Source organism: Novispirillum itersonii subsp. itersonii ATCC 12639 (assembly GCF_000381985.1).
Taxonomy (GTDB): domain Bacteria; phylum Pseudomonadota; class Alphaproteobacteria; order Rhodospirillales; family Rhodospirillaceae; genus Novispirillum; species Novispirillum itersonii.
Map to the genome: position 1 here is coordinate 1 of NZ_KB907355.1, position 25,352 is coordinate 25,352.

Below are 25,352 nucleotides of genomic sequence, written 5' to 3' on the forward strand. Positions count from 1 at the left end.
GCGGCTTGCCCTGTTCGGCGGTCATCAGCTGCGCCAGATCTTCCTGATTGGCCAGAATCAGGGTGTACCACTTGCGCAGAATGTTGGCCCGTTCCTTCGCCGTCTTCGCCCGCCAGGCCGGCAGCGCCGCATGCGCCGCTGCAATCGCCTGCTTCGCCTCGGCGGCACCCATATCAGGAACCTGCGCCAGCTCTTCCCCCGTCGCCGGGTTCAGGACCGCAAAGGTCTTGCCGCTCGCCGCGGCCTGCCATTGCCCGTCAATGTAACCCTGCGTGCGGTACAGGGACGGATTGGAGAACGTCAGGGTCATGTCATTTACCTTCTTCGCAGGACAGATCGGTCAGCGCAGCGCGCAAGGGGGCGGGCAGCGGCACCGGGCGGCGGCTGTCACGGTCGACATACACATGGATGAAATACCCGGCGGCAGCCGGGGTCGGGTCGTCATTGCGGAACAGACCGACTTCATAACTGACGCTGCTGGTCCCCAGCCGGGTGACGCGGATGCCCGCCTCTACCCGGTCAGGGAACGCCAGCGGCGCGAAATAGGAGCAGCCGGTTTCCACCACCAGCCCGATCACCGCCCCGGCATGAATATCCAGCACGCCACGGGTGATCAGGTACTGGTTCACCACCGTATCGAAGTAGCTGTAATAAACCACGTTGTTGACGTGGCCGTAGACGTCATTGTCCATCCACCGTGTCGGGATGGTCAGAAAATGACGGTAGCTGTCACGGCCTTCGGTTTTGCGGTCCGGTGCGGCGGTCATCGGTGGCTCCCTGATACTTACAGGACAGAGGCGTAGATCGCCCGGGCATCGGCCAGCGTGACCGGGCGCGGGTTATTGATCAGCAGGCGCTCAACCTTCATGGCATCAGCGGCCAGACGGTCGAGATCGCTTTCCGCCACCCCGACAGCACGCAGGGTCTGGGCAAACGGCATCCGGTGCACCATCGCCGTCATCTCAGCGATGAAGGCATCACAGGCATCAGCCTGCGAGGCAAACCGCCGCCCCGGCAGCACCACCGCCGCCAGCTCGGCATACTGGGCTTCCGCCGCATCGCGGTTGAAGGCCAGCACGGGGGCCAGCACCAGCGCATTGGACAGACCGTGCGGCACATGGAAGTGCCCGCCCAGCGGATAGGCCAGCGCATGAACCGCCGCCACCGGGGCATTGGCAAACGCCATCCCGGCCAGCATCGAGCCCTGCAGCATGGCAGCCCGGGCGGCCAGATCCCGCCCGTCGGCGATCACCCGGTCCATGTTGGTCGCCAGCAGGTGCAGGGCCTTCAGGGCCAGACCGTCGGACAGAGCATTCTTCTTATGACGGCTGGTATAGGCCTCGATGGCATGGACCATCGCGTCGATGCCGGTCATCGCCGTCACCGCCGGGGGCAGGCCGAGGGTCAGCTCGGCATCCAGCAGGGCAATGTCAGGATACAGCAGCGGCGACACCACACCCTTCTTTTCATGGGTCGGGGTGGTGACGATGGAGATCGGCGTCACTTCTGACCCGGTCCCGGCGGTGGTCGGCACCTGAATCAGCGGCAGGCGCGGCCCCTTGGCCAGACCGATGCCGTAAATGTCCGGCAGGGACTGCGGTGCCCCCACCAGCAGCGCAACCAGCTTGGCGGTATCAAGGGAACTGCCGCCGCCAAAGCCAATCACCGCTTCGGCCCCGGCATCACGGGCCGCCTGTACCGCCGCATCAACCGAGGCCTCCGGCGGGTCAGCCTGCACATCGCTGTACAGGGCCGCCGTCAGCCCGGCGTCTGCCAGTGCCTGCATCGGGGCATCCAGCAGCCCGGCCTTGACCAGACCGGGATCGGTGATCACCAGCACCCGGCTGGCCCCGAGATCTTTGGCCAGCGCGCCCAGTTTCAGGGCTCCGCCGGTTTCGGAAATCACCCGGGGGGTGGTCTCAAACGAGAAATTCAGGGACGTCTGAATGGTCATGATGGTTTCTCCTGCCGTCCTCAGCCGGGACGGACACTGCCGCGTTCGATGCGGTACACCGCATCGACCAGATCGGCGGAATGAGTGTCATCGGATTCCGAGATCAGCACACACAGGCCTTCCTTACGCAGCCCAGCGATCACCTCGGTCAGGCGGCGCGACAGCACCGGGGCAACCCCTTCGAACGGCTCATCCAGCAGCAGCAGACGGCGGCCCGGCATCAGGGCACGGGCCAGTGCCACCAGCTTCTGCTGGCCACCGGACAGCTGCAGGGCCCGGCGGCCCCGGTACTGGGCGATTTCCGGCAGCAGGCTGTAGACCCACTCCAGCCGCTGGGCGGCATCGGGGATCTTGTTGGCCCAGAACGGCATCAGGATGTTTTCTTCCACCGTCAGGGCCGGAATCAGCCGCCGGTCTTCCGGCATGTAGCTGACCCCCGCCGGAGCCCGTCGGTACGGCTGCTGGGACAGCAGATCGGCACCGTCAAAGGTCATCCGCCCGGCGGTCGGGGACAGCAACCCCATGATCGAGCGGATCAGCGTGGTCTTTCCCGCGCCGTTATGACCGATCAGGCCGACCATCTGCCCGGCGCCGACCGTCAGGGTGACATCGCGCAGAATCGGAATATGGCCGATCGACACTGACAGGCCGGAAATCTCCAGACCGGTGGAGAGGCTGGCAGAGGACTGGGGTGCGGCGGTCATGCGGACGCTCCCTTCTGGCTGGATTTACCGTGGCCGTGGCCGGTGACGAGATCGCGGACCTTCTGGTCTTCCAGCACCGCCGTCGGCGGACCGTCAGCGATGATCTCGCCGCTGTAGAAAGCCAGCAGACGCGACACGTAGCGGCGCACCACATCCATGTCATGTTCGACGAACAGCACGGTCACGCCGTGGTGACGCACCGCCGACATCACCGTATCCATCAGGCCGGTCTTTTCCTCGACACTGACGCCGCTGGTCGGTTCATCCAGCAACAGCATCTGCGGTTCACCGATCAGGGCCATGGCGATGTCGATCAGCTTGCGCGCGCCCTGCGGCACCGCCGTCACCACCGCATCACGGAACCGGGTGACCCGGAATTCCTCGAGGATGGTTTCAGCCCGGGCTATCCGCGCCTTGGTGCGCAGCGGCCGCAGGAACGACGGGCGCGGACTTTCCGCCGCCGCCAGCGCGATCAGCAGGTTGTCCAGCACCGTCAGTTCCGGGAACAGCTGCGCGACCTGAAACGACCGGGCCATCCCGGCGCGGGTGATCGCGCGCGGGGTATGCCCAAGGATCGGGCGGCCGTTGAACAGGATTTCGCCGCTGCTGGGCGGCAGATAGCCGGTCACCATGTTGATGAAGGTGGTCTTGCCCGCCCCGTTGGAGCCGATCACCCCCACCACTTCACCTTTGGTGATGCGGACGTTCAGATCCTTGGCGGCGGTCACCGCCCCGAAGGACTTGCACAGGGCTCTGGTTTCAAGAATGGCGGTCATGACGCGGCGGCTCCTTTGGCCTTGGCGCGGGAAAACAGGCTCCACAGGCCCTTGGGCAGGAACACGATCACCCCAAGCAGGGTGAAGCCGAGGATCATCTGCCAGCTGTGAGGCACGAACTCGATGGCGTAGGTCCGGACCACGGCGAACACCAGCGCCGCCAGGAACGGCGCGGCCACGTGACCGGTGCCCCCCAGCAGGGCGATGAACACGAATTCGCCGGAGGTGGTCCAGTACGCCATTTCCGGATCAATGTGCCCGGCGGCCAGCGCCGTCAGCCCGCCCCCCAGCGCCGAGACGGCAGCGGCGGCAACATAGTTGGAATAGAGCAGCCAGCGCGGCGACAGGCCAAGGTACTCAACCCGCACCTCATTCTCGCGCACCGCCTCACACAGCACCCCGACCCCGGCCTGCACATAGCGGTGCAGCAGCAGGGCCACGGCCAGTCCGGCCACCAGCGTCACCGTCAGCAGCGCCATCGGCGCGGTTTCCTTGGCCGGAGACCAGCCGAACAGGGTCCAGCTGACGACGTTAAAGCCATCGGTGCTGCCAAGCTGCGGGCTTTTGACCAGAACGCCGAACAGGATCATCGAAAAGGCCAGCGACAGCATGGCAAAGAAAATATCGCGGTACCGGGTCAGCAGCAGGCCCAGCACCATCGCCAGCAGCATCGCGGCCAGCACCCCGGCTGACAGCAGCACCGCCAGATCGGTCAGGCCGAAAAACTGACCGCCCATGCCGACGGCATAACCGCCGACACAGTAAAACAGCCCCTGCCCGAAGGAGACCAGACCGGCCCGCATCTGCATCACCACCCCCTGCACCACCAGGGCCTTGGCAAAGGCCATGGTCAGCAGGAACACCAGCCAGCCGGGGGCGATCAGCCCGCCCGCCGCCAGCACAACGGCGGCGGCGATCAGGCACAGTTCAGTTCTGTCCAGACGCATCATCAGATCTTTCTCACCAGGGTTCGCCCGAACAGGCCCTGCGGGCGCACCGCAAGCACCAGCGACATCACGCCGTAGATGACGAACAGTTCCAGTTCCGGCGCGTAATGCACCGCCGCCGCACGGGCCAGCCCGACCAGCAGCGCCCCGGCTGCCGCCCCTTCAATGCTGCCCAGACCGCCGACGACCACGACGGCGAACGCCAGAACGATCACCTCGACCCCCAGCCCCGGCGCCACCGAAATGGCGGGCGCGGTCAGGGCCCCGGCCAGCGCGCCGAGCGTGGTGCCCAGCACAAATGTCAGGGTGAACATCAGGCCGACGTTGACGCCCATCGCCATCGCCACCTCGCGGTCATGGATCACCGCCCGCAGCACCTTGCCGGTGTTGGTACGTTCCAGCCACGCCCACAGGCCGCCGCCGACCACCAGTGACACAGCGATCAGGGCAAGGTCGTAGTTGGAAACCTTCAGGCCGCCCAGCACGCTGCGGCCCATTTCGGCGTAAGGCTGAAAGGCCATGTAGGGATCAACCCCCCAGACCATTTTCATGCCGTCCTCAAGGATCAGCAGCAGGGCATAGGTGATGATGACCATCAGGATTTCATCACGGCCATACATCAGCCGCAGCAGGCCGCGTTCGATCACCAGACCGACCACCAGCCCGGCAACCAGTGCGCAGACCACCAGCATCAGGTAGCTGCCCCACACCGGCAGGGCCGCGCCTTCGCCGTTGAAATACCAGCCGACCATGGACGCCGCCGCATAGGCCCCGATGGCGTAGAAGCTGCCGTGCGCCATGTTGAGGATGCGCATGACGCCGTAAATCACCGTCAGGCCCGCGGCGACCAGAAACAGCCACGACGCATAGATCGTGCCGTCAATCAGGACCGCATAAATACTGTTCATACCAAGGGATCTCCGTTCGGGGGATCGCGGGGAAAACCGCTCCGGCCGGGTCGGAAGAGGGACGCACCGCCCCTTCCGCCCGTGAAACCACGGGCGGCCGGATGCCGGAACAGGATGGATAAGGCAAAGAAACCCGGCGGGATCAGGTCTGCGGCACTGCCGGACCGGACCCCGCCGTCACACTCAGATTACTCGCACTTGGCACCCGGGAAGCCGGCCTTGATCCAGTCCTGGGCCTCGGTGCCGTCCGGCGGGGTGACGCAGGTGCCGGAGAAGGACTTGACGTTCTTCAGCTCAGCCTTCTTGGTCTTGGCGTCGTAGTGGTATTCGCCGTAGGAAATGCCCTGCAGCGCCTGATGGCCATCAGCGCGGGACATCTGCACGGTGCCGGAGACCGACTCAAAGCTGGTGCCCTTGAAAGCAGCGGCAATCGCAGCCGGGGCCGGGATTTCGCCCGGGGCCTTGGCGGCCTTTTCAGCGGCATGCTTCAGGCCGAGAATAGCCTGCGCCATCTTGGAGGCCGGGTAGGTCGGGGCCATCTGATAGGCGTTCTGATAGACGCCGGTGAACCAGGTGTTCAGGGCGTTCTGCGGCGCAAACGCGCCGAACGGGCCACGGGCGCCGACGATGGTGCCGTTCGGGGCCTGACCCTGATAACGTTCCAGCGCCGATTCACCGCAGGTCAGGATGGCAGTGGCATCATCCAGCAGGCCACGGGCCGAAGCCTGCAGCACCAGCGCTTCCATATCGCCGCCCCACAGCGAGGAATGGACGATTTGCGGACGCTTCACCGACACGGCGGAGATTTCCGCGCCGTACTGGCCCTGGAACAGCTTCGGCATCTGCGATTCCACCGCTTCAGCCTTCGGCAGGGTCTGCTTCATGGCGGCGGTGAAGTCGGCCCAGCTGTCCTGACCCCAGGAGTAGTTCTGCTGGACACCGGCATAGCGGGTGATATCCGGGCGGGTGGCAGCCAGATAGCGGGCCGCGCCGATGTTATCCACCGCGGCATCCAGACCGGTGCGGAACACGAACTTCGGGGCCTTGTTCTCGACGAACAGGCGGGAGGTGCCGCAGTCATAGAACACGGTCAGCGCGCCCAGCTCTTCCGCCACCGGGGAAACCGCGAGGCAGTCACCGGAGGAGATATAGCCGACCACGGCATCGACCTTCTGGCGCTGGACGAGGTTGCGGAACTCTTCCACCTGCTTGGTGGCGCCACCGTTTTCGTCGATCAGCACCATTTCGATTTCGGCACCGTTGATGCCCTTGCTGGCATACGGGGCCGGCAGGGCACCGGCGTTAAGCTGGTCGATCACCACCTTGGCGGCGTTGGCGGAGGGCACACCGAACGGACCGGCAGCACCGCCGGACAGGAAGGTCACGATACCAAGACGGAACTTGCCGTTCTCAGCGGCCTGCGCCGGGGCAACGGCAGCCAGCGCAAGGGCGGAGGCAGCCATGGTCAGCGACAGACGACGCAGGGTCTTCCGAGTTACAGAAACGGTATTGGTCACGGTGTCCTCCCGATTTGGACTTGTTGGTTCAGGGGGGTGGAAGAGCCGACTCCCATCCGCTGCGGGCCGCATCGCGGCGGCGGCGGATCACATCGGGAGACGGCTTAAGATCCTCGGCGTCATAAACGGCCCAGTTGCCGACCATGACTTTTGCCGGAGGAAAACGGGTGTCAGGCACGACGGTTCCCACCGCCATGGCCTGAACGATCTGATGGGTATCGCGGTCGATGTAAGAGGCGAAGCCCGGCGGGTCTTCCGGCAGGGCCAGCTTCAGGCCTTCCAGCGCCTCGACCAGTTTTTCACTGTCCTTCGCCCCACCGGCGATCTCTACGGCCCGGGCGACGGCGAGGATGCCGGTATAGGCCCCTTCCGCCGCATAGGTGGGATAGCGGCCATTGAGGTCGTGGAAGGTACGGACAAAACGCTGGTTCCGCCCGGTTTCCGGCCAGTTGTTGTGATGGCGGGCCGACAGGATCAGCCCCGGCGGCGGGGTGTCGCCCAGCGCCACCAGCGCATCGTAATTGGCCCCGGTATCAAAATTGGCGAGCTGGATGGTCTCGAAGAAACGGGTGCTGGCCGCCTGTTTGACAAAGGCGATGAAATCCCCGCCCCAGATGGCGGTGACGACGATCTCCGGCTTCGCCTGCTGCAGGGCGGCGATATAGACCGAATAATCCGGCTCGTAGAGTTTCGGCCACAGCTCAGCGACGGTTTCATAGGTCACGCCCAGATCGGCCAGCGCATGCTGAAGATCAAGCCAGCTGACATGTCCGTAATCATAATCCGGGCCGATGAAGGCCAGCCGGGTCCAGCCATTTTTGGCCTGAAGATCACGCAGATAGCGCGCCCCGGCGGCCATTGAGGTCCAGCTGTCGTTGGTGACACGGAAGTAATAGCGGTGCCCGGCCTCAATCGTCAGGCGGCTGGAGGCATGATCGGTGCCGATCAGGATCACCTTCTCGCGCCGTGACACTTCCGACACCGCCTGCGCAACGCCGGATGACACCATACCGCACAGCACCTGCACATGATCGTTGCGCAGAAAGTCTTCGGCGATCCGCACCCCGTAAGAGGCCTTGGACGCCGGATCATCAATCACGACCCGCAGCTTTGGCACCGGTAGGCCGGCGGCGGCTTCGTCCGCCAGATCCTTCAGGGCCATCTCAATCCCCGACACACTGTCGAGGCCATAGGTTCCGGCACGGCCGGTCATCGGGTACAGACAGCCGACAATGACGTCCGCCTCTTCCGCCGGAGCCCCCAGTTCAATCCGGGCAGCATGGGCGGGAAGCGACACGGCGGCAGACAACAGGGCACCGGCCATCAGACAGATGGCAGGGCTGCTCCCGGTGCTGCGATGTGCAGGGGCACAGGCCGACATGACGTTATTCCTCCGGGCGAATGGTTGATCCATCCGCTTTTGTACCGTTGGGGTCATGAATGGCAAAGGGCGTGCCAACTGTATCCACAGCCCGGAAGCACGCAGGAACGCCGGTTTTGGCGGCAAAGACGGAAAGTTTGAGCGGATACCGCTCAGAGTGAGCGCCCCCGATGAGCGGCTACCGCTCGGGGTGAGCGCTCATCGGGAACGCTCAGGCGGGGCCCGCCCCGCTCAGGACAGCCCCAGCCGCTGCAGGCGGCGCTTCAGGGCATGACGGGAGATGCCCAGCAGATCCGCTGCCCGCCCCTTATGGCCACTGGCACGGTGCAGGGCATCCAGCACCAGATCGCGCTCCGCACTTTCCAGCTGCTGGTTCAGGGCCGGGCGTCCCACCTCTGCCGTCACCGGGTCCGCCCCGGCAGCGGAGGGAGATGCCCCGGCAATCTCCGGCGGCAGATCCTCGGCATCAATCCGCTGGCCGGGGTACAGGATGGTCAGCCGTTCGATCAGGTTCTTCAGTTCGCGCACATTGCCCGGCCAGCGGTGCTGCCGCAGCCGTTCCTCTGCCCCGGCGGTCAGCTCCACCGGGCGGCAGCCTTCCTCGGCAGCCTGCCGGGCGGCAAAGTGACGGGCCAGACCGACCACGTCCCCATCCCGGTCGCGAAGGGCGGGGATGCCGATGGTGATGACATTCAGGCGATAAAACAGATCCTCGCGGAAGCGGCCCTGCCGCACATCTTCCGCCAGATCCCGGTTGGTGGCCGCCACCACCCGCGCATCGGCTGTCGCAGACCGGCCTGAGCCAACCGCACGGTAGGTTCCGTTCTCGAGAAAGTGCAGAACCTTCGCCTGCATCGGCAGCGGCAGTTCGCCGATTTCGTCAAGGAACAGGGTGCCGCCGTCAGCCAGCGTCACCAGCCCGGTCCGCTTCTGATGGGCACCGGTATAGGCCCCCTTTTCCGCCCCGAACAGCTCGGCCTCAATCAGGTGTTCCGGCAGGGCGGCACAGTTGACCTCAACAAATGCACGGTCACGGCGCGGACTTTGAGTATGAATGGCACGGGCCACCACCGCTTTGCCGGTGCCGGATTCCCCCAGCAGCAGGATCCGGCTGGCAGAACTGACGGCAATCCGGTCCACCGTCGCCCGCAGGGTCCGCATGGCAGTGCTGTCACCGATCAGACCGCTGACCGGCACCGCATCGCGGCGGCGGTGATAGTCCAGCTCTTCCGCCACCCGGCCCTGATCGAGGGTGGAGGCGATGGTGTGCAGCAGTTCATCCAGCTCAAACGGCTTGGTCAGATAATCCACCGCCCCCAGCTTGACCGCCTGCACCGCTGCCCGGGTATCCCCATGGGCGGAAATCATCACCACCGGCAGCGTCGGATCAAGGTCGCGCAGGGCGCTCAGGGTTTCCATGCCACCGATCCCCGGCAGACGCAGATCAAGCAGCACAATATCGGGCCGCTGGCGTCCGGCCTCCTCCAGCCCGTCCTCGCCGCTATGCACGCCGCGCACGGTCATCCCTTCGGCCTTCAGGGCAAACCGCAGCGACCGGACGAAGGTTTCCTCGTCGTCGATGATCAGCACATGCACATCAGCCATGACCGGCACTTTCCTTCAGGGTGGACCCGGCCAGCGGCAGATGCAGGGTCACAGTGGTCCCTTCCCCCGGCACACTGGCGATCTGCAAGGATCCGGCATTGGCATCAACCATCTGCTGGCTGATGGTCAGACCCAGCCCGGTCCCACGGGGTTTCTGGGTGAAAAACGGGGTCAGGACACTGGCCAGATGCTCCGGGGCGATGCCGCAGCCATCATCACTGACAGTCAGCACCACCTGACCGCCCTGCGCCGTCACCCGCATGGTGACGGCGCCCCCGGCCCGGCACGCCTGCACCGCATTCAGGCCCAGATTGACCAGCACATGCACCATCTGATCAGGATCGGCAAACAGCAGCAGGCCGGTTTCTCCCCCCGTCGACAGGGTGATTCCCTGTTCCTCAGCCAGCGGACGGAGCAGACTGACGGTCTGGCGCAACAGATCCCCGGCAGCCACCGGGCGCGGCGACGGCGGACTGGGGCGGCCATAGGTCAGCAGATCACTGACCACCCGCGACAGGCGGTCAATCTGGCTGCCCATGTCGGTCAGCAGCTCCTGACGGTCAGGATCTCTCTCCTGCCGGGTCAGGGCCTGCACCGTGGTCTTCATCGTTGCCAGCGGGTTTCGCACCTCATGCGCCACGCCGGTGGCAAATTCCCCCAGAACCGCCATTTTCTCAGCCCGGACCATCCGGTCAATCAGGCCGGACAGCTGTTCCGCCATTGTGTTGAAAGCCCGGCCAACCCGGCTGATTTCATCATGGTTCGGTCCCTCCGGCAGGCGGTATCCCAGATCCCCGGCGGCCAGACTGCCCGCCCCGGTGACCAGCGTGCCGATCCGGCGGCGCAAACTGCGTGAGAATGCCAGAAAAACCAACAGGATAAAGGCAATGATGATAGCCGCCGTCACATACAGCCACAGACGGGCCTGTGCCAGCGGCTCAAGAATGGTGTCAGAACGGGCATCCAGCACAATCGACCAGCCGGGCAGGATACGCGGCCCGTCGGTCAGTTCCTTCAGACCGGTGGCGACCCGCCCGGTGGCGTCAAGAATCGTCCCGTCAGGGGCCCGCAACAGCGGGGCAACCACCCCGCTGATCCCACCGCCGCCAAGCAGTTCCGTCAATGAGGCCAGCCGCAGATGCAGGGCAATGCTGGTGCCCGGCTCCGTCGGGCCATCCCGCAGCGGCTGGCGGATCAGAATCCAGCCGGACCGGCCATTGGCAGGCAGCGCCGGACCGACAAAGTCCACCCCGTCCACCGTCACCACCGGCAACCGTGAAATATCCCAGCCATCCGCCGACCAATAGGGCGAACCGGATGCCGCCTGTCCGGGGATCACTTTCTTAAGGCTGCCATCGGCATTAAAAAACAGGATGCCGTATAGATCCGGCAGATCAGCCTCCAGCCGGAGCAGGGCTGTTGCCTCGGCGGCAGCGGCCGTGTTCTGCCCGTCAAGAAAGCTGGGAATCGACGGATGATTGGACAGATTGGCAAGCTGATACAGACGGTTATCCAGAAATGACGTCAGGCGGCTGGCTGTCGCCGTCACCTGTGCATTCAGCCGCTCACCGGTCAGCCGGTCATACAGGTCGCCCGCCATCCGCTCATACAGAACGGACAGCACAACCAACGCTCCTGCTGTGACGGCCAGCGACAGCAGGGTGTACCGCGCAACCAGACTGAACCGCATCTGCCTCATCAGCCCCTGAACATTTACCGGTTTCACCGGCCCGTCCTTCCGTTATAGCCGCCGCCAAGGGCGGGGAAAAAGCAAAAGCTGTGCCATTCCTATGCCCGGCAGAAACAGAACCCCCTTGCCCAGATCCGGAAAATATTATGTTATAACGTAACAAAATCAGACTGAGTGAAGGCCACCATGATCCGCCCCCTGCCTGCCAACACCCGCATCACCGCCGCTGCTGCCGTGGTAGAAACCCTGAACGATCCCCGGTGTCTTCTGGCCCTGCTGGAGCGATTGCCCCCTGTGGATCTGGCCGCCTATCTGCGGGGGCGACAGTTCTCAGACTGTCATGCGATCGACATCACCCTGCCCTGCGGCACCACAGCCACCACACTGGAGACACTGCTGACCGATGCCGGATACCCCCGCCACGCCGGACGGAGGGCACTGGCTGCAGATATCGCGGCGCTGATGGCTGTTGTCGGCACCGTACCGCTAACACGGCAGATCCGGCTGCGGCTGGAACGGGTCACCACCGATGCCTGCCGCCTGTTCCATACCGACACCCTGCCCCTGCGGCTGGTCTGTACCTATCGCGGGGCAGGCACCGACTGGCTGGATGAGGACGCCTGTGACCGCAACGGTCTTGGCAAAGGCGACAATAGCGGCATATGCCGCGACCGTGACGGCATTCACCGGATGCCGGAATACTGGGCCGGACTGATGAAAGGCAATCTCTGGCCCGGCCAGCAAGGCCCTCTGCCCGGCGGGCTGGTCCACCGGTCACCCCCGCAGTATCCGGGAGAATGGCGGCTGTTTCTGTCTCTGGATGGCCTCCCTGCCTAAAGCCGGATTGCGAAAGGCATCAGCCCGGAAAGATCTCTCCGTCCGGGCTGATGCAATACCGTGCATGGCAGGCATGGACTTCAGGCGTGGGCCGCCGGACGGATGCTGCTGAGGAAGCGGGTGACGGCCTGCCCCAGCGCCCCGGCCTCCTGCGACAGGCTTTGCGCTTCGCCCAGCACGTCGGTAGCAACCGTCCGGGCGTGCTGGGCAGCGGCCTGCACGTCTTCAATATTGGTGGTCACGTCCTGAGTGCCGTTCGCCGCCTGCGTCACGTTGCGGGTAATTTCCGCCGTGGCCGCATTCTGCTCTTCGACCGCCGAAGCGATCACCGTGGTAATTTCACTCATCTGATTGATGGTATCGGTAATGGCACGGATCGCTTCCACCGCTCCGGCGGTTTCAGTCTGGATGGTATTGATCTGGGTGGCGATTTCACCGGTAGCGTGAGCGGTCTGCGTCGCCAGCGATTTCACCTCGTTCGCCACCACAGCAAACCCTTTACCGGCATCCCCGGCGCGGGCGGCCTCGATGGTGGCATTCAACGCCAGCAGATTGGTCTGCCCGGCGATGGCCTGAATCAGCGTCACCACCTCGCCGATTTTCTGGGCGGCAAGAGACAGACCGGCGATGGTGTTATTGGTCCGGCGGGCATCCTCAACCGCCCGCGCCGCCACCTGTGACGAGGTTTCAACCTGCTTGGAAATTTCGACCAGCGATGCCGACATTTCTTCGGTCGCCGCCGCCACGGTCTGCACATTGGCCGAGGTCTGGCCCGCAGCCGCAGCCGTTGCCGTGGCCCGACTGCTGGTCTGTTCCGCCGTACCGACCATGCTGTCCGCCGCCTGCTGCATCCGCTCCGCCGCCTGCGACACCGTGCGGACCACGCCGCTGACAGTGCCTTCAAACTCATCAGCCAGAGCCAGCATCGCTTTCTGGCGGTCTTCCTCCGCCCGGGCCTTCAAGGTCGCCTGCTCAGCCTCCAGACGGCGGTTCTCGATGGCACTGGCCTTAAAAACTTCCAGCGCACGGGCCATTTCACCGACTTCATCCCGGCGGCCGACGCCAGAAACCGCGATGGTCAGATCCCCGGCAGCCAACGAAGACATCGCCCCGGTCATCGCCCGGATCGGGGTGGAAATTCCCCGCGCCAGCAGCAGGCAGGCTGCCACCGCTGCCAGAACAGTCACGACGCCCCCGGCCAGACTGACCCGGTCGCTCAGCCGGAAGGCCTCTGCCTGTGCGGTTTCCCGCTCCGCCAGCAGGGCGCGCTCTTCCGTCTGCAACTCATCAAGCAGCACCCGGATACCGTCCATCGAGGATTTTCCGGTCCCGGCAATCTCCAGCATCCGTGCCTGTAGCACCGTGTCGGGATCCGTCATCAGGCTGATAGCCTTTGCCGCCACCGCGCTCTCCCAGGTTTTGGCCAGAGCCTCCAGCTTATCCAGCCGGGCCTGCTGCCGGGGGTTATCAGCCGTCAGTCGCCGGGTCTCGGTCAGGGCAGCGGCAAAGGCGGCCTTACCTGACTTGTATGGTGCGAGAAAGGTTTCGTTCTCCGCCAGCAGAAAGCCGCGGATCCCCGTTTCCTGATCAACCATCGCCTGTGCGATCCGGTTCGACTGATCCAGCACCAGATGGGTATGGGCGGTTGCGGCGTTGCTGGTTTCGATAAAGGAAACCTTGCTGTGATTGATCCAGGAGACCGTCAGGACAACCGACAGGATGATCCCGAAGGCGAGCAGCAGCTTACGGAAAATCGGCAGATTTGCCACGACAGACATGAGTATCCTCCCGAGCACAGCGTCATTGCCTGACATACGAACTCGGCTATACTCTGGATCAATAAATGTCGTAAATCTTTTTTAAGACTTTTGGCATGTTAATTTTTAATGCTTAGCCCATAAGGCTTATAAGGATGCAGCATCAACACAGGCTGCCAGACTGCCGAACCGGAACCGTCTGCCCGTCAGCCCCGGGCCATAATGGGCGTACTTCCCGGAGGTTGTCATGATCACCTGCGCCGCCGGGGGGATCAGCGGATCGGTGATCATGCACCAGCAGGTATCGGTGACAAAGCGCACCCCAAAGCTGTCAAGCCCCTCCAGTACCCCCTCCTTCGCCGCCTGATCATAAACCGCACGGCCACAGGTCACGATCACCGCCACTGCCGGATTCCGGGTCCGCCCCCGGCACAGGGCCGCCAGCGCACGGATCTCGGTCAGTGAAAAGTGCGGATTCCCCAGAGAGACCAGATCAACGGCAGCATCCCCGGCGCTGTTCAGGTCCTGCCACGCCGCCGCCAGATCTGCCGCCGTCAGACGTATCCCCGGCACGGCCTCCCCTCCGGTGGCCTGCATCAAGGTTGCAGCCTCCGGCGTCACCCCGGCGATATGAAACATCGGTGCCGCCGACACCGTGGCGAACGCCGCCCCGAAGGCCTTGAGATCATCGGATGACGGGGCCAGCGACGCCACCCCGGTCACCACCGGAATCCGGCTGGAGGCCACACCGCCGACCGCATAGCCCAGCAACGGCCAGAACGCATCATCGGTCGTCTCCGGCAGGGTCACCGTCACCTCCACCGTCGCCCGGCGGTGTTCATCGCGGTGTGGACCGGCACAGGGCGCGCGGCCGGTCAGGGCAATCGCAATATCCAGAAAATCCGGATACTTCATCGTCCGCGCCCCCAGCACACTGTTGGCGTAAACCACAGCATTCGACTCTGCCCAGGCGATCTGCTCGCCCAGAACCGGCGCGGTGTCGAGAAGATAAGGGGCGCAGGTAAAGGTCGGGCGCGCGCCCATGGCAACATAGGCATCCCCCAGCCGGGCCGCAGGCTCCCCCAATGCCGGATCAATGCCCTGTGCGCGCCAGCGCCGGTGATCGACCGACAGGGAATTCAGGCTGGTCGGTACCGCCACCCGTCCGCCCCAGTCGCGTAGCCGTTCGGCGAAGGCCAGAGATCCGGGGCCGGTGTAGATACAGCCATCAACATGGACCTGTGTCACGTCCATCAGGCGGTCGGCACCCTGCAACCCGGCCATCCGCACCACCATCCGCAAGGCCGCCTGCGCCGCCTGCCCGCGCTGCCCGGCCAGACAGGCCCGATCATCCGCCGTCAGGTCGAGCCGCGCCCCGGCTTGCGGCGCTGGGCCGGTCGGCGGAAGGTCGGTCAGGGTAACCGGCTGACCGGCATACATCACCTGATCGCCGCTGATCGCCGCATATCCGGCCTGCCGCAAAGCCCGGAAAGAGTCCGGTGGCAGCACCAGCACCGGAACCGCCGTGGCAAACAGTTCTTCCGCGACGATCACCCCTAAGGTCAGGATGTCTTCCGGCCGCTCAAACACCAGTGCTGCCGGGCCGTGGCCGTTCAGCAGCAGTTCCAGCATCACCCCGCTGCCGGAGCAGGACCCCCGTCCGCCGGGAATCACCAGAATCCGTCCGGCCAGCCACTGCCCGCTGAGGGGATGGTGACGGTCGATCACCTCCCCCGTCGTCGGGTCAACCCCACCCCAGAAACTGAGTTCCAGATCACTGGCCAGCACCGGCCCCTGCGCCTGCCCCCAGACAAGCGCGGTTCCCCGGGCGATCGGCATGGTCACGGTCGTCATCATACTTTGCTCCGAAGGGGGGGCTGTCCGTCAGACCATAGCGGGCCACCGGGCCGGGGAAAACCCTGCTCCGGTGGCCCGGATGTCTTAACCGATCCCATTCAGCCCGCCAGCAGGGCCCGATGCGCCAGTGCCCCGGCAGCCAGATCCGACAGACCGGTACCAACCGCCTTGAAGACGGTGATCTCTTCAGCCGAACGGCGCCCCGGTGTCCGGCCAGAACACAGGTCCCCCAGCGTTCCCCGGATATCGGCAGGGGACAGCAGACCTGCCGAGACCGGCCCGATCAGATCGCCGGACTCCTTCAGCGCGTCGGGCGAATCGATATAGACGGCCCCAGCGGTCATACAGGCATCGTCCGCCTCCCGCATCGCCGGTGTAAAACTGCCGATCAGATCGAGGTGAGTGCCGGGGCGCAGCCAGTCATAGCGGATCAGCGGTTCGGTCGACAGGGTGGCGCAGCTGATGATGTCGGCCCGGCGGGCCGCAGCCTCCAGATCATCTGCGACCGTGGCCGCCATCCCCTGCTGTTTCAGGCTGGTCACCAGCTTTTCGCTGAAGGCGCGGTCCCGGTCCCACACTTCAACCTCGGTGACCGGACGCACCTCGCGGAAGGCAAACGGGCTGAGAGACCCAATCCGCCCGGCCCCGACCACCAGCAGGCGCGAGGCATCTGGCCGGGCCAGATACGATGCCCCCAGCGCCGCCACCCCGACGGTCCGCCGCCCGGTGATCTGGTTGCCGTCAATCAGGGCCTGTGGCTGGCCGGTCGACCCATCGCAGAGCAGATAGGTGGAGTACAGGCCGGGCAGCCCCTTCGCCGTGTTCCCCGGGAAGACCGAGACAATCTTCACCCCCATCGCCCCGCCGTTTTCCTGCCAGGCCGGCATCAACAGCAGGGTCGCTTCAGTACCATCGGCCTGGGCGATACTGTGATGATGCCGCAGCGGCACTTTGGCCCCTTTTGAAAACGCATCGCGCAGGGCATCAATCAGGGCCGCAAACGGCAGAGCTGCCGCCGTTTCCTCTGCCCCGAACACCGGAATGCTGGCCTGTCCGCCCGTGGTCTTGTCCGTCATATCACACCTGATCCCTGCTGATGGCGTTTGAGGACGGAATTGAGCCACAAAAGTTTCTTATAGGAAACTTATTTTCTTATAAACTGACAAATTTCTGAAAAGATCCCTCCCTCCCGCAAGAAGATCAGACAGAAACCTCATTGACGCACCCCCGGCGGATGGCGACAGTGGGGCCTGACCCGTCTTGATGATTTACCGACAGGAGAGCCCGGTGGTCGCCAACGCCCGCGCGCTTTCGCAGCAGTCCCGCCCCCAGACGCCCCCCTCGGCGGTAACGGCAGAAAACTGCGACCTTGGGCCCCATCTGAAACGGATCCGGCAGGGCAAAAAGCTGACCCTTCAGGCTGTCAGTGACCGCTGCGGCGTCGCCCGCTCCACCCTGTCAAAAATCGAAAACAGCCTGATTTCACCGACATTTGACCTGCTACAGCGGCTGGCAGTGGGGCTGGAGATTGATCTGTCTCAGGTCTTCAGCCCGGACAGTGCAGAGGCCTCCGCCGGGCGGCGGAGCATCACCCGGGCCGGGGCCGGGGATGTGGTGGAAACCAGCGAATATCTGTACGAGGCGCTGGCCACTGACCTGCGGGCCAAAAAGATGTTCCCCCTGAAAGCGGTCATCCGCGCCCGCACGCTGGAAGAATTCGGCGGCTGGGTGAAACACGAGGGGGAGGAGTTTCTTTATGTCCTCAGCGGTGAAATCCGGCTGTTCACCGAAGTGTACGAGCCGACGACGCTGAAAGCCGGGGATTCAATTTATCTCGACAGCCGGATGGGGCATGCCTGCGTGTCAGTCAGCCCACAGGATGCCGAGGTCCTGTGGGTCTGCACACAGGTCACCCTGTAAACAGACCCCACGAAGACTGAAGGCTTAAGAACAGGCGTCCGCAGCCCCCTCGACCGCCCGGCGCAGGCTTTCCGCCACCCGGTCGGCCAGACGGCGGCTGCCGTCAGCCAGAGCGGCGGCGGCAGTGGTTGCATCTGCCCCCGGCAGGGACTGCGCCCCGGCCCAGCGGCAGATCTGCACCGGACCATCCGGCAGGCCACGCAGCGTCCATGATCCCACCACGGTGGCGGCCTGCCCCGGTACGGCATCGAACCGCTCCAGCCGCAGGGCCAGCCGGTACCGTGGCACCGGGGTCCCCGCCGGAACCGGAGCCTGATAGGTATCCGCCGCCCGCACCGTCCGCCACAGACTGTCGGCGACCAGCTGGCGCAGACCATCGGACACCGGGGCCAGCCAGCGGTCGCTCTCCAGCACCGTGACCTGCCCGGCAGCGGTGTTCAGCACCAGTGCATCGCGGGTGATGCTGTCAGGCACCGCCACCGGCAGGATCTCCACCAGCACCCGGGCCGAACCGGAAACCTCGGTGCCTGCAGGATCAGGACGCACCAGCGTGTGATACCGGACCGGGGTCGAGGTCCCGCAGGCCACCAGCAGCGGCAACAACAGGGCGGGACCGGTCAGACGGAGCAGAAAACGGGCAAAACTCATCGGGTGGGTTCCTTTTTCCCCTGCAACAGGGCTTCCGGGTTACGTTCCAGACTGTCGGTCAGGGCCTTGATCGAGCGGGCAGCGTCCGACAGTCCTTTCAGGGCCTGCCGGGTTTCCTGCGGCAGCGGGGCATCACCGGCCATATTGCCTTCCAGCACTTTCAGGGTCTGCCGCAGATCCCGCACCGCCTGCACCACCTCGGGCAGGGTTTCGCGGTCGGCACGGGCCGCCAGCGTATCCAGCCGTTTCAGGGTTCCTTCCAGCGCGGTCATCACCCGGTGCGCATCCTGCCCCAGCGTTTCCAGCGGCAAGGCCTCAACCTTACGCAGAATACCCTGTACCTGCGCCTGAATTTCCTGCAGGTCACTCGGCACCGTCGGCAGCTCCGGCGGATCAAGACGGGCATCAAACCGGACCGGGTCCGCCTTGGGGAAGAAGTCGAGCGCGACATACAGCTGGCCGGTCAGCAGACTGCCGGACCGCAGCTGCGCCCGCAGACCGTGGCGGACCAGATTGCCCAGCAACTGCAACTGCTCTTCCGGCGTTGCATCGGCCCGGAACGTCGCACTGGCCGAGCCCAGCCGCTGCGGATAGATATCCACCACCACCGGAGAGAAAAATTCGCCGTTGGCACGGTCATAGGCGACATCAATGGACCTGACCTGACCGATTTCCACCCCCCGGAAATCAACCGGAGCCCCCACAGTCAGGCCGCGGATGGTCTGCCGGAACCGCAGCACCAGAGTCTGCGGGGCACCGTCCGGGGCCTTCAGGGCTTCCGCCCGGTCTGCCGCCAGCCCGAACTGACTGCCCTCCGCCGCTTCCGGCATCTGCCCGATCCCGCCCGGAGTCTCAAAAGCCACACCACCCATCAGAATGGTGGCAAGGGACTGGGTCTGCACCTTCACCCCGGAGGCATCCAGCCGCAGATCCACCCCGCTGGCATGCCAGAACCGGCTGTCCTGCGTGATAAAGCGATCATAGGGGGCTTTGATGAAGATCCCAAGCTTCAGGCCATTGCCATCGGGATCAAGGGCAAACCATTCGACATGCCCGACCTCAATCCGCCGGAAAAAGACCGGTGACCCGACATCCAGAGACCCCAGATCAGCGGCATAGAGCCGAAAACGGCGCCCCGGCACGTCGGAGGCCACCACCGGCGGCTCTTCCTCGCCCGCGAATTCTGTGACCTGGCTGCTGCTCCGCCCGGCATCAACCGCAATATAGGCCCCGGACAGCAGAGTCCCCAGCCCGGAAACCCCCGATCCGGCAAACCGGGGCCGCACCACCCAGAAGCGGCTGCCTTCAACGGCGAAGGATTCCGCCTCTTTCACCAGATCAATGGTCACCGTCACCCGGCTGCGGTCAGGGGTCAGGGTCACCGTGCGGACATCACCGATATCAACGTTCTTGAACTTGACCTTGGTCTTGCCCGGCTCAATCCCTTCCGCCGAGGCAAACGAAACGGTAATGGTCGGCCCCCGTTTGGACAGGGTCTGGATCACCAGCGCCACACCGATCAGGGCGGCAATCAGCGGTATCGCCCACACCAGCGATGGCCGGAGCCGCCGGGACGGCACCACCTGCGGCTCGGCGGGGCGGAAAGGCTGGTTATCGCTCATCGTCGGGCTGTCCGTTGTTATCCCAAAGCAGGCGGGGGTCAAAACTGCCGGCGGCCAGCATACTCAGTACCACCACCGCACCAAAAGCCACTGCACCGGATCCGGCCTTGATGCTGGCCAGAGACTGAAACTGCACCATGCCGACCATCAGGGCCACGACAAACACATCCAGCATCGACCAGCGGCCCACCACCTCAACAAACTTATAGAGGTGCGACAGCTGATGACGGTCAGCCCGCCCCGGCCAGCGGACACGGCAGGTCAGATACGCAAGAATGCCCATCTTGGCCAGCGGCACAACGATACTGACCGTAAAGATCAGAATGGCCAGACCGGCGGACCCGGAAACCCAGAAATACACCACCCCGCTGAGAATGGTATCGTCAGATGACCCCAGCAGGCTTTCCGTTCGCATAATCGGCAACAGATTGGCCGGAATGTATAAAATCAGCGCGGCAATCAGATAGGCCCAGGTCCGGGCCAGACTGTCAGGTTTGCGGGCCGACACCGGTGCCCCGCAGCGGGGGCAAGGAACCGGGGCTGAGGTCGCCGCAGGGGGGCGGCACACCTGCTGACAGCTGAGGCAGACCCGCAGACCAGCGGCATGAGCACTCATGACACCCCCCGCCGCTGCGGCGGCTGCCACAGCACCCGCACGTCATAAGACAGGATCACCGCCAGCAGGACGGTCAGGCCGATAAAGGCCCACAGGGCGATGCCCGGCATCACATCGGCCATCTTCGACAGCTTGATCAGCGACACCATCACCCCCAGCATCAGCACCTCGATCATTCCCCACGGGCGCACCATCAGCAGCAGGCGCAGCAGCCGGGCGAACAGCGGCGGACGGACCACCCGGCGATGCAGAAGCAGCAGAGTCAGCACCGTCAGCAGATCAAACAGCGGAAACACCCAGGTGGTGGCAAAAACCAGCAGCGCCATCGGCTCCTGCCCTTCCCGCCACAGGGCGAGAATGCTGGCGGGCAGCGTGGCGGCATTGACCAGCCCCTGCGCCCGCAAAATCACAATCGGGTACACATTGGCCAGCACAAACAGAATCAACGCTGCGATCACCACCGGCACCATCTGGTCAGGGCGACGGCTGGGGGCGCGGTAGAGGGTGGTTCCACAGCGGACGCAGCGGGCCTTGGTGCCCGGCGGCAGCGGGCGGCGGCTGTGCAGCTCATCACATTCCGGGCAGGCGGCCAGCCCATCTTCCGCCACTACGGTCATCCTGTCGGCTCCTGATGGCCCGCGCTGTGGCTGCGCCGGGCCGGAAGGCATTATTCCCCATTCCCCTGTCCGACCGCCAGCCCTGAAACAACTGGCAGCCCAGAAACAACTGGCGGCCCAGAAACAACAGGAACAGCAAAACCAAACAGAAGTGCGGATCTTCCCGCTTGATCATCCTCAAGGCAGGACAGGCACTTTTTGCGCAAAGTCACAGCACCTTAAACCACAGGATAGGTGACGCCATGGCCCCTGCCACGCAAGGTCCTGCCCGATGCTGACCGGAGTCCCTCTTGCCGGGGCGGAACGCCGTCTGGTCAGCGCCCCGGTGCCGCCGCTGGCCGTGACGGTGATCGGGCTGGCCCTGACCGCCGGATGGCTGCTGCTGGCTGTTACGCCGGAAGCCGCCCTGACCGTCACCGGCGGGCCCGGCCCGGGACTGGCCGCCCTGCACCTGCTGACACTGGGGGTGCTGGGGATGGCAGTGGTGCTGGTGGTCCCGCAGATTCTGCCGGTGGTGACCATGGTGCCTGCTCCGGCCCTGCCGGTTCTGATGCCGGTTCATCTGGGGGTCGCAGGCGGTGCGGTGACTCTGGTCACCGGCTTTCTCAGCGGGGACAGCCTGTGGATGGCTGCCGGGGCGACCACCGTAGCAGGCGGGCTGGGGCTGTTCTGCCTGCTGTGGGCACGGCTTCTGTGGCAGGCCAGACACTCCGGCATGGGTGATCTGCTGCTGGCCAACAGTCTGGCCCTGCTGTGCCTGCTGCTGATTGCCGCGCTGGGGGTCAGCCTAAGCCTCGACTACCGGACCGGATTTCTGTCGGACAGCCCGCTGGAGCATGGGGCTCTGGTCTGGGCCCATGCCATTCTGGCGGTCCACGGCCTGATGGGCCTGCTGGTGATGGGCTATTCCACTGTCCTGATCCCGATGCTGGCGGTGGCCGAGCCACAGGGCCGACGGGCCAACCGCCCGCTGATCCTGCTCTATGCCGCCGGGGTCCTGACCGCCGCCTTCTCCGCCGTCATTTCCGCCGACGTCATCGGCTGGCTCGGCTGGGCAACCGCCCTGCTGGCGGTCGGGCTGTTCCTGCGCGGGATGCTGACGGTGCTGAAGCGTCGCCTCCGCAGGTCTCTCGGTCCGTCTTTCTGGCTGATCCGGCTGTCGTGGGGGCTATGGGCCGCCGGTCTTCTCGCCGGGGCCGGAGCCCGGATCGGCTGGCTATCCCCCGAACTGGCCGGGGCCCTGCTGCTGCCCGGGTGGCTGCTGACCCTGCTGCTGGGCATTCTGCAACGGATCATCCCGTTTCTGGCCTCCATGCACTCGGTGCGCTGCTGCGCCCGCCCAGCCCCGCTGCCCCGGTTTGAAAACCGCCGTCAGACCGCCGCCCTCAGCCTCGCCCATGCCGGGGCCGTGCTGCTGCTGACTGCGGGGATCGCCCTTAGCAGTCCGCTGCTGATCCGTGGTGCTGCCGGAATGGGTCTGCTGTCCGGTCTGCTGCTGCTGTTTTTCGCGGCGGGCGTCTTCACCCGTCTGCTGTCGCACCGCCGGGCCGTCGGGCCACGACGCCCCCGCCCTGCCCCCTCTTCCCCCGCCTTATAAGGATACCCTGCGATGTCTTCCGACTTTTTCGGCCAGACCCGGACCGGCTCCCTGCTTCATGGTGAACACCAGAGTACCCTTGCCGCACTGGTGGAGCTGGAAACCTTTACCAGCCGCCGCACCCCGCCGGAGCTGGATGAAACCGGGCGGGCCTTCCTGCTGCGGCTGTATCACCTGATTGAAGCAGATGTGACCGATCATTTCACGTTTGAGGAAACCAACCTGTTCCCCCGCCTGTCTGCGGTCGGTGCCAGCTTTATGGTCGAGATGCTAGAGGCGGAACACGAAGACATCCGCGCACTGGCGCAGGATCTGCGGGCCATGATCGGGACTTTCCTCGACGATGCCCCGGTCAGCGCGGATCACTGGGCCCAGTTCCGCACCACCGCCCGGGATCTGATTGATATGGAAACCTTCCATATCCAGAAAGAAGAAATGGGCCTGCTGGCAGCCCTGCCGCAGGTGCTGAACGAGGCTGACGACGCAGCCGTTGCCGCCGCCCACCCCAAGCACACGGCAGGCTGATCCGGTCAGGGCCGCAGAACAAAAGTCCGCCAGTGGCCATCCGTCCATGGGGTGGCCACCGTCAGCAACCCCATCTGCTCCAGCATTCCCCGCAGCGGTGCCGGATCAAACGGCGCCCGGAGGATGAACCCTTCCCCACGGGCCAGCCCGTCAGCGGCGGCAAGGGCATCGTCCAGCGGGCTGCCGCCCTCGGCCAAAATCGCCGATCCGTCAATCATGGCCTGCGGGGCCTGCAACACCGGCTGTGCCCAGTCAGGAATCGGGGGAAACTCAGACGGCTGTGACATGCTGTGCGTTCCATGCGTTGGGTTCTTCCGGGCACCGGCCCGGCCCCCATCCTGCCCTATTTACGGTCCGTTGTCCTGACAGCGGTCAAGGTCTTTCGTTTTTGTTATCAATCCTCTGCCTTTCAGGATCCCCTGAACAAAACCGGCCTCGTCTTTTCCCCGCGATCAGGTAGGGTGCATGACCAAATCATGACATTCCGGGGGATACAGGGACCGTGGATCTGCTGAAAGCCTATTGGTCGGTGAATGAGATTGCCACCAACACCCTGATACTGCTTCACCTTCTTGGCGCTTTGGGGGTTGGGGTTCTGGTCGGATACGAGCGGTCGTTTCATGGCCGTGCCGCCGGGATCCGCACCTATGCGCTGGTCTGCGTCGCATCCTGCGTCCTGACGGTGATCAACGCCTACCCCGGCAGCTGGTTCGGCGGCCTGTCTAACTCCCCCACCTCAGCGGACCCCACCCGGGTAATTCAGGGCATCATGACCGGGATCGGCTTTCTTGGGGCCGGGGTGATCATGAAGGAAGGGATGTCGATCCGGGGTCTGTCCACGGCTGCATCAATCTGGATGACCGCCGCCATCGGGGTGGTGATCGGTCTGGGGTTCTACGGCGCGGCCATTTCAGCGGCGGTCATCACCGTGGCACTGATGAGCGGGGTGCGCAGCCTTGAAACCGCCCTGCCCCACACCACGATCATGCATCTGTGCCTGAAGTTCCCCCGTGCGGAAACACCCGATGCCGTCGCCCTGCGCGCCCTGCTGGAACAGTGCGGCTGGGAAGTCTCTGACTGGACCTTCCAGCTGTGCGGTGACGGCAGACAGTATCAATATGAGGTGGTGCTCAATGCCCGCTCCCCGGCGGAACCGTCTACGGTGGTAAAGGCCCTGGACAGTCTGCCCGGCCTGCTGGAATACCGCCTGTCACCGACCCGTAACTAAACCCTCATTCCACCCTCAGGGCCGGGGACTGAAGACCGGCCTTGCTGACATCGTACCCGGCCACCCAGAACTCGACCTCTGCGCCGTCAGCATTTTCTGTATCAAAAACAAATGTCTCCCAATCATCCGCCGAGACCCCGAGCCGGTCAGAGAGCCACCGCACATTAGAGGTCATCTGACCACGGGGGTTTGCCGAAACAATGAGCATCAACCCCTGCCGTGCCCGAAAGCCGCCCGTTCTGCTGCCAGCAATATCCGCTGTCAGATTTTGAAACATGTCGGTCCTGATCGCAGCGAGTTCGCTGTTCCCACTGGCGGAGAGCCAGCACTTCATTTCAATCACAATCTCCCGGGGGTCCGGTTCCCGCCTGCCCGGAAGAGAGAGGGAGATATCCCGGCGGTTATCCTCAACCTTCACCACATAGGGCAGAATCCCGGCATAAAACCGGGCAATGACAAACTGGAAATAGCGTTCATTGGCCATCCTGAGAATTCCGCCGAACTGCCCCGGACAATCCCGGTTACTTCTTAACGCCGTTCGGAAAGCAACGTCCTCAGCGCAGAGGGCTTCCCCTGCCGCCCTGACCAACTCTGACAGTCCCCAGATCATTTTCCGCCCCCCGGTCCCGTTACTCTCCTGAGTGCC

25 protein-coding genes are annotated in these 25,352 nt (G+C 64.6%); 5 read left to right on the top strand and 20 right to left on the bottom strand.

From position 1 onward, the window contains the following. The 11 genes from G365_RS22335 to G365_RS0118340 all read right to left on the bottom strand — a co-directional run. A partial coding sequence (locus G365_RS22335) for an aldehyde dehydrogenase family protein (RefSeq protein ID WP_043742975.1) occupies positions 1-310 on the bottom strand: 310 nt, incomplete at its 3' end. A 1-nt stretch (position 311) separates the two neighbouring features. Beyond that, a complete protein-coding gene (locus G365_RS0118295) occupies positions 312-767 on the bottom strand; it encodes an acyl-CoA thioesterase (protein WP_019646990.1) in 456 nt (151 codons plus the stop codon). A 17-nt stretch (positions 768-784) separates the two neighbouring features. Continuing rightward, entirely contained in the window at positions 785-1,954 is a 1,170-nt protein-coding gene (locus G365_RS0118300) for an iron-containing alcohol dehydrogenase (RefSeq protein WP_019646991.1), read from the bottom strand. A gap of 20 nt (positions 1,955-1,974) precedes the next feature. Further along, positions 1,975-2,658, bottom strand: coding sequence for an ABC transporter ATP-binding protein (locus G365_RS0118305; protein ID WP_019646992.1), 684 nt, complete (start codon positions 2,656-2,658; stop codon positions 1,975-1,977). Beyond that, positions 2,655-3,434, bottom strand: a complete 780-nt coding sequence (locus G365_RS0118310; protein WP_019646993.1) for an ABC transporter ATP-binding protein — start codon at positions 3,432-3,434, stop codon at positions 2,655-2,657. The genes G365_RS0118305 and G365_RS0118310 overlap by 4 nt, the downstream gene beginning before the upstream one ends. Beyond that, positions 3,431-4,384: a branched-chain amino acid ABC transporter permease gene (locus G365_RS0118315; protein ID WP_019646994.1), complete on the bottom strand. Its 954-nt coding sequence runs from the start codon at positions 4,382-4,384 to the stop codon at positions 3,431-3,433. Before G365_RS0118315 ends, G365_RS0118310 begins: the two co-directional genes overlap by 4 nt. Further along, a complete protein-coding gene (locus tag G365_RS0118320) occupies positions 4,384-5,289 on the bottom strand; it encodes a branched-chain amino acid ABC transporter permease (protein WP_019646995.1) in 906 nt (301 codons plus the stop codon). Before G365_RS0118320 ends, G365_RS0118315 begins: the two co-directional genes overlap by 1 nt. Positions 5,290-5,477: 188 nt before the next feature. Further along, complete coding sequence (locus tag G365_RS0118325) at positions 5,478-6,806, bottom strand: ABC transporter substrate-binding protein (RefSeq protein ID WP_019646996.1); 1,329 nt, start codon at positions 6,804-6,806, stop codon at positions 5,478-5,480. A gap of 28 nt (positions 6,807-6,834) precedes the next feature. Then, positions 6,835-8,187 carry an ABC transporter substrate-binding protein gene (locus G365_RS0118330; protein WP_019646997.1) on the bottom strand — a complete coding sequence of 451 codons (1,353 nt, stop codon included), beginning with the start codon at positions 8,185-8,187 and terminating at the stop codon, positions 6,835-6,837. A 231-nt stretch (positions 8,188-8,418) separates the two neighbouring features. Beyond that, the gene (locus G365_RS0118335; RefSeq protein ID WP_019646998.1) at positions 8,419-9,792 is read right to left on the bottom strand and encodes a sigma-54-dependent transcriptional regulator; all 1,374 of its coding nucleotides are present in this window, start codon (positions 9,790-9,792) and stop codon (positions 8,419-8,421) included. Continuing rightward, on the bottom strand, positions 9,785-11,482 hold the full coding sequence (locus G365_RS0118340) for a sensor histidine kinase (RefSeq protein WP_019646999.1): 1,698 nt from the start codon (positions 11,480-11,482) through the stop codon (positions 9,785-9,787). Before G365_RS0118340 ends, G365_RS0118335 begins: the two co-directional genes overlap by 8 nt. A 186-nt stretch (positions 11,483-11,668) precedes the next feature. On the opposite strand from G365_RS0118340, the gene G365_RS23270 reads away from it, so the two are divergent. Continuing rightward, positions 11,669-12,319: a DUF1826 domain-containing protein gene (locus G365_RS23270; RefSeq protein ID WP_155976371.1), complete on the top strand. Its 651-nt coding sequence runs from the start codon at positions 11,669-11,671 to the stop codon at positions 12,317-12,319. 80 nt (positions 12,320-12,399) lie between these two features. Here the strand turns inward: G365_RS23270 and G365_RS0118350 are convergent, their stop codons facing one another. From G365_RS0118350 to lhpI (G365_RS0118360), 3 genes are all read right to left on the bottom strand, one after another. Then, entirely contained in the window at positions 12,400-14,097 is a 1,698-nt protein-coding gene (locus G365_RS0118350; RefSeq protein ID WP_019647001.1) for a methyl-accepting chemotaxis protein, read from the bottom strand. A 126-nt stretch (positions 14,098-14,223) separates the two neighbouring features. Then, positions 14,224-15,933 carry a cis-3-hydroxy-L-proline dehydratase gene (lhpI, locus tag G365_RS0118355; RefSeq protein WP_019647002.1) on the bottom strand — a complete coding sequence of 570 codons (1,710 nt, stop codon included), beginning with the start codon at positions 15,931-15,933 and terminating at the stop codon, positions 14,224-14,226. Positions 15,934-16,031: 98 nt separating this feature from the next. Then, entirely contained in the window at positions 16,032-17,009 is a 978-nt protein-coding gene (gene lhpI / locus G365_RS0118360; protein WP_019647003.1) for a bifunctional Delta(1)-pyrroline-2-carboxylate/Delta(1)-piperideine-2-carboxylate reductase, read from the bottom strand. A gap of 187 nt (positions 17,010-17,196) precedes the next feature. Between lhpI (G365_RS0118360) and G365_RS0118365 the strand changes: the two genes are divergently transcribed. Further along, complete coding sequence (locus tag G365_RS0118365) at positions 17,197-17,853, top strand: helix-turn-helix domain-containing protein (RefSeq protein WP_155976372.1); 657 nt, start codon at positions 17,197-17,199, stop codon at positions 17,851-17,853. A 24-nt stretch (positions 17,854-17,877) separates the two neighbouring features. On the opposite strand, the gene G365_RS22345 is transcribed toward G365_RS0118365, so the two are convergent. From G365_RS22345 to G365_RS0118385, 4 genes are read right to left on the bottom strand one after another with little or no spacing between them, the layout of a single operon-like run. Further along, the gene (locus tag G365_RS22345; protein WP_019647005.1) at positions 17,878-18,501 is read right to left on the bottom strand and encodes a PqiC family protein; all 624 of its coding nucleotides are present in this window, start codon (positions 18,499-18,501) and stop codon (positions 17,878-17,880) included. Further along, on the bottom strand, positions 18,498-20,123 hold the full coding sequence (locus G365_RS0118375) for a PqiB family protein (protein ID WP_019647006.1): 1,626 nt from the start codon (positions 20,121-20,123) through the stop codon (positions 18,498-18,500). Before G365_RS0118375 ends, G365_RS22345 begins: the two co-directional genes overlap by 4 nt. Then, entirely contained in the window at positions 20,113-20,739 is a 627-nt protein-coding gene (locus G365_RS0118380) for a paraquat-inducible protein A (protein ID WP_019647007.1), read from the bottom strand. The genes G365_RS0118375 and G365_RS0118380 overlap by 11 nt, the downstream gene beginning before the upstream one ends. Beyond that, a complete protein-coding gene (locus G365_RS0118385) occupies positions 20,736-21,356 on the bottom strand; it encodes a paraquat-inducible protein A (protein WP_019647008.1) in 621 nt (206 codons plus the stop codon). The genes G365_RS0118380 and G365_RS0118385 overlap by 4 nt, the downstream gene beginning before the upstream one ends. A 271-nt stretch (positions 21,357-21,627) precedes the next feature. Between G365_RS0118385 and G365_RS0118390 the strand changes: the two genes are divergently transcribed. Further along, complete coding sequence (locus G365_RS0118390; protein ID WP_019647009.1) at positions 21,628-22,953, top strand: hypothetical protein; 1,326 nt, start codon at positions 21,628-21,630, stop codon at positions 22,951-22,953. Positions 22,954-22,965: 12 nt separating this feature from the next. Further along, a complete protein-coding gene (locus G365_RS0118395) occupies positions 22,966-23,478 on the top strand; it encodes a hemerythrin domain-containing protein (protein ID WP_019647010.1) in 513 nt (170 codons plus the stop codon). Positions 23,479-23,483: 5 nt separating this feature from the next. On the opposite strand, the gene G365_RS0118400 is transcribed toward G365_RS0118395, so the two are convergent. Continuing rightward, a complete protein-coding gene (locus G365_RS0118400; protein ID WP_019647011.1) occupies positions 23,484-23,765 on the bottom strand; it encodes a DUF2249 domain-containing protein in 282 nt (93 codons plus the stop codon). Positions 23,766-23,980: 215 nt separating this feature from the next. Here G365_RS0118400 and G365_RS0118405 point away from each other — a divergent pair, with 215 nt between their 5' ends. Beyond that, on the top strand, positions 23,981-24,706 hold the full coding sequence (locus G365_RS0118405; protein ID WP_019647012.1) for an MgtC/SapB family protein: 726 nt from the start codon (positions 23,981-23,983) through the stop codon (positions 24,704-24,706). Positions 24,707-24,710: 4 nt separating this feature from the next. Here the strand turns inward: G365_RS0118405 and G365_RS23275 are convergent, their stop codons facing one another. After that, entirely contained in the window at positions 24,711-25,316 is a 606-nt protein-coding gene (locus G365_RS23275; RefSeq protein ID WP_155976373.1) for a hypothetical protein, read from the bottom strand. Positions 25,317-25,352 lie beyond the last annotated feature (36 nt).

Bases quoted from the DNA above. Each gene is read 5' to 3' on its own strand.
- G365_RS0118295 (WP_019646990.1), bottom strand. From the start codon at position 767: ATGACCGCCGCACCGGACCGCAAAACCGAAGGCCGTGACAGCTACCGT.
- G365_RS0118300 (WP_019646991.1), bottom strand. From the start codon at position 1,954: ATGACCATTCAGACGTCCCTGAATTTCTCGTTTGAGACCACCCCCCGG.
- G365_RS0118305 (WP_019646992.1), bottom strand. From the start codon at position 2,658: ATGACCGCCGCACCCCAGTCCTCTGCCAGCCTCTCCACCGGTCTGGAG.
- G365_RS0118310 (WP_019646993.1), bottom strand. From the start codon at position 3,434: ATGACCGCCATTCTTGAAACCAGAGCCCTGTGCAAGTCCTTCGGGGCG.
- G365_RS0118315 (WP_019646994.1), bottom strand. From the start codon at position 4,384: ATGATGCGTCTGGACAGAACTGAACTGTGCCTGATCGCCGCCGCCGTT.
- G365_RS0118320 (WP_019646995.1), bottom strand. From the start codon at position 5,289: ATGAACAGTATTTATGCGGTCCTGATTGACGGCACGATCTATGCGTCG.
- G365_RS0118330 (WP_019646997.1), bottom strand. From the start codon at position 8,187: ATGTCGGCCTGTGCCCCTGCACATCGCAGCACCGGGAGCAGCCCTGCC.
- G365_RS0118335 (WP_019646998.1), bottom strand. From the start codon at position 9,792: ATGGCTGATGTGCATGTGCTGATCATCGACGACGAGGAAACCTTCGTC.
- G365_RS0118340 (WP_019646999.1), bottom strand. From the start codon at position 11,482: ATGCGGTTCAGTCTGGTTGCGCGGTACACCCTGCTGTCGCTGGCCGTC.
- G365_RS23270 (WP_155976371.1), top strand. From the start codon at position 11,669: ATGATCCGCCCCCTGCCTGCCAACACCCGCATCACCGCCGCTGCTGCC.
- G365_RS0118350 (WP_019647001.1), bottom strand. From the start codon at position 14,097: ATGTCTGTCGTGGCAAATCTGCCGATTTTCCGTAAGCTGCTGCTCGCC.
- lhpI (WP_019647002.1), bottom strand. From the start codon at position 15,933: ATGATGACGACCGTGACCATGCCGATCGCCCGGGGAACCGCGCTTGTC.
- lhpI (WP_019647003.1), bottom strand. From the start codon at position 17,009: ATGACGGACAAGACCACGGGCGGACAGGCCAGCATTCCGGTGTTCGGG.
- G365_RS0118365 (WP_155976372.1), top strand. From the start codon at position 17,197: ATGATTTACCGACAGGAGAGCCCGGTGGTCGCCAACGCCCGCGCGCTT.
- G365_RS22345 (WP_019647005.1), bottom strand. From the start codon at position 18,501: ATGAGTTTTGCCCGTTTTCTGCTCCGTCTGACCGGTCCCGCCCTGTTG.
- G365_RS0118375 (WP_019647006.1), bottom strand. From the start codon at position 20,123: ATGAGCGATAACCAGCCTTTCCGCCCCGCCGAGCCGCAGGTGGTGCCG.
- G365_RS0118380 (WP_019647007.1), bottom strand. From the start codon at position 20,739: ATGAGTGCTCATGCCGCTGGTCTGCGGGTCTGCCTCAGCTGTCAGCAG.
- G365_RS0118385 (WP_019647008.1), bottom strand. From the start codon at position 21,356: ATGACCGTAGTGGCGGAAGATGGGCTGGCCGCCTGCCCGGAATGTGAT.
- G365_RS0118390 (WP_019647009.1), top strand. From the start codon at position 21,628: ATGCTGACCGGAGTCCCTCTTGCCGGGGCGGAACGCCGTCTGGTCAGC.
- G365_RS0118395 (WP_019647010.1), top strand. From the start codon at position 22,966: ATGTCTTCCGACTTTTTCGGCCAGACCCGGACCGGCTCCCTGCTTCAT.
- G365_RS0118400 (WP_019647011.1), bottom strand. From the start codon at position 23,765: ATGTCACAGCCGTCTGAGTTTCCCCCGATTCCTGACTGGGCACAGCCG.
- G365_RS23275 (WP_155976373.1), bottom strand. From the start codon at position 25,316: ATGATCTGGGGACTGTCAGAGTTGGTCAGGGCGGCAGGGGAAGCCCTC.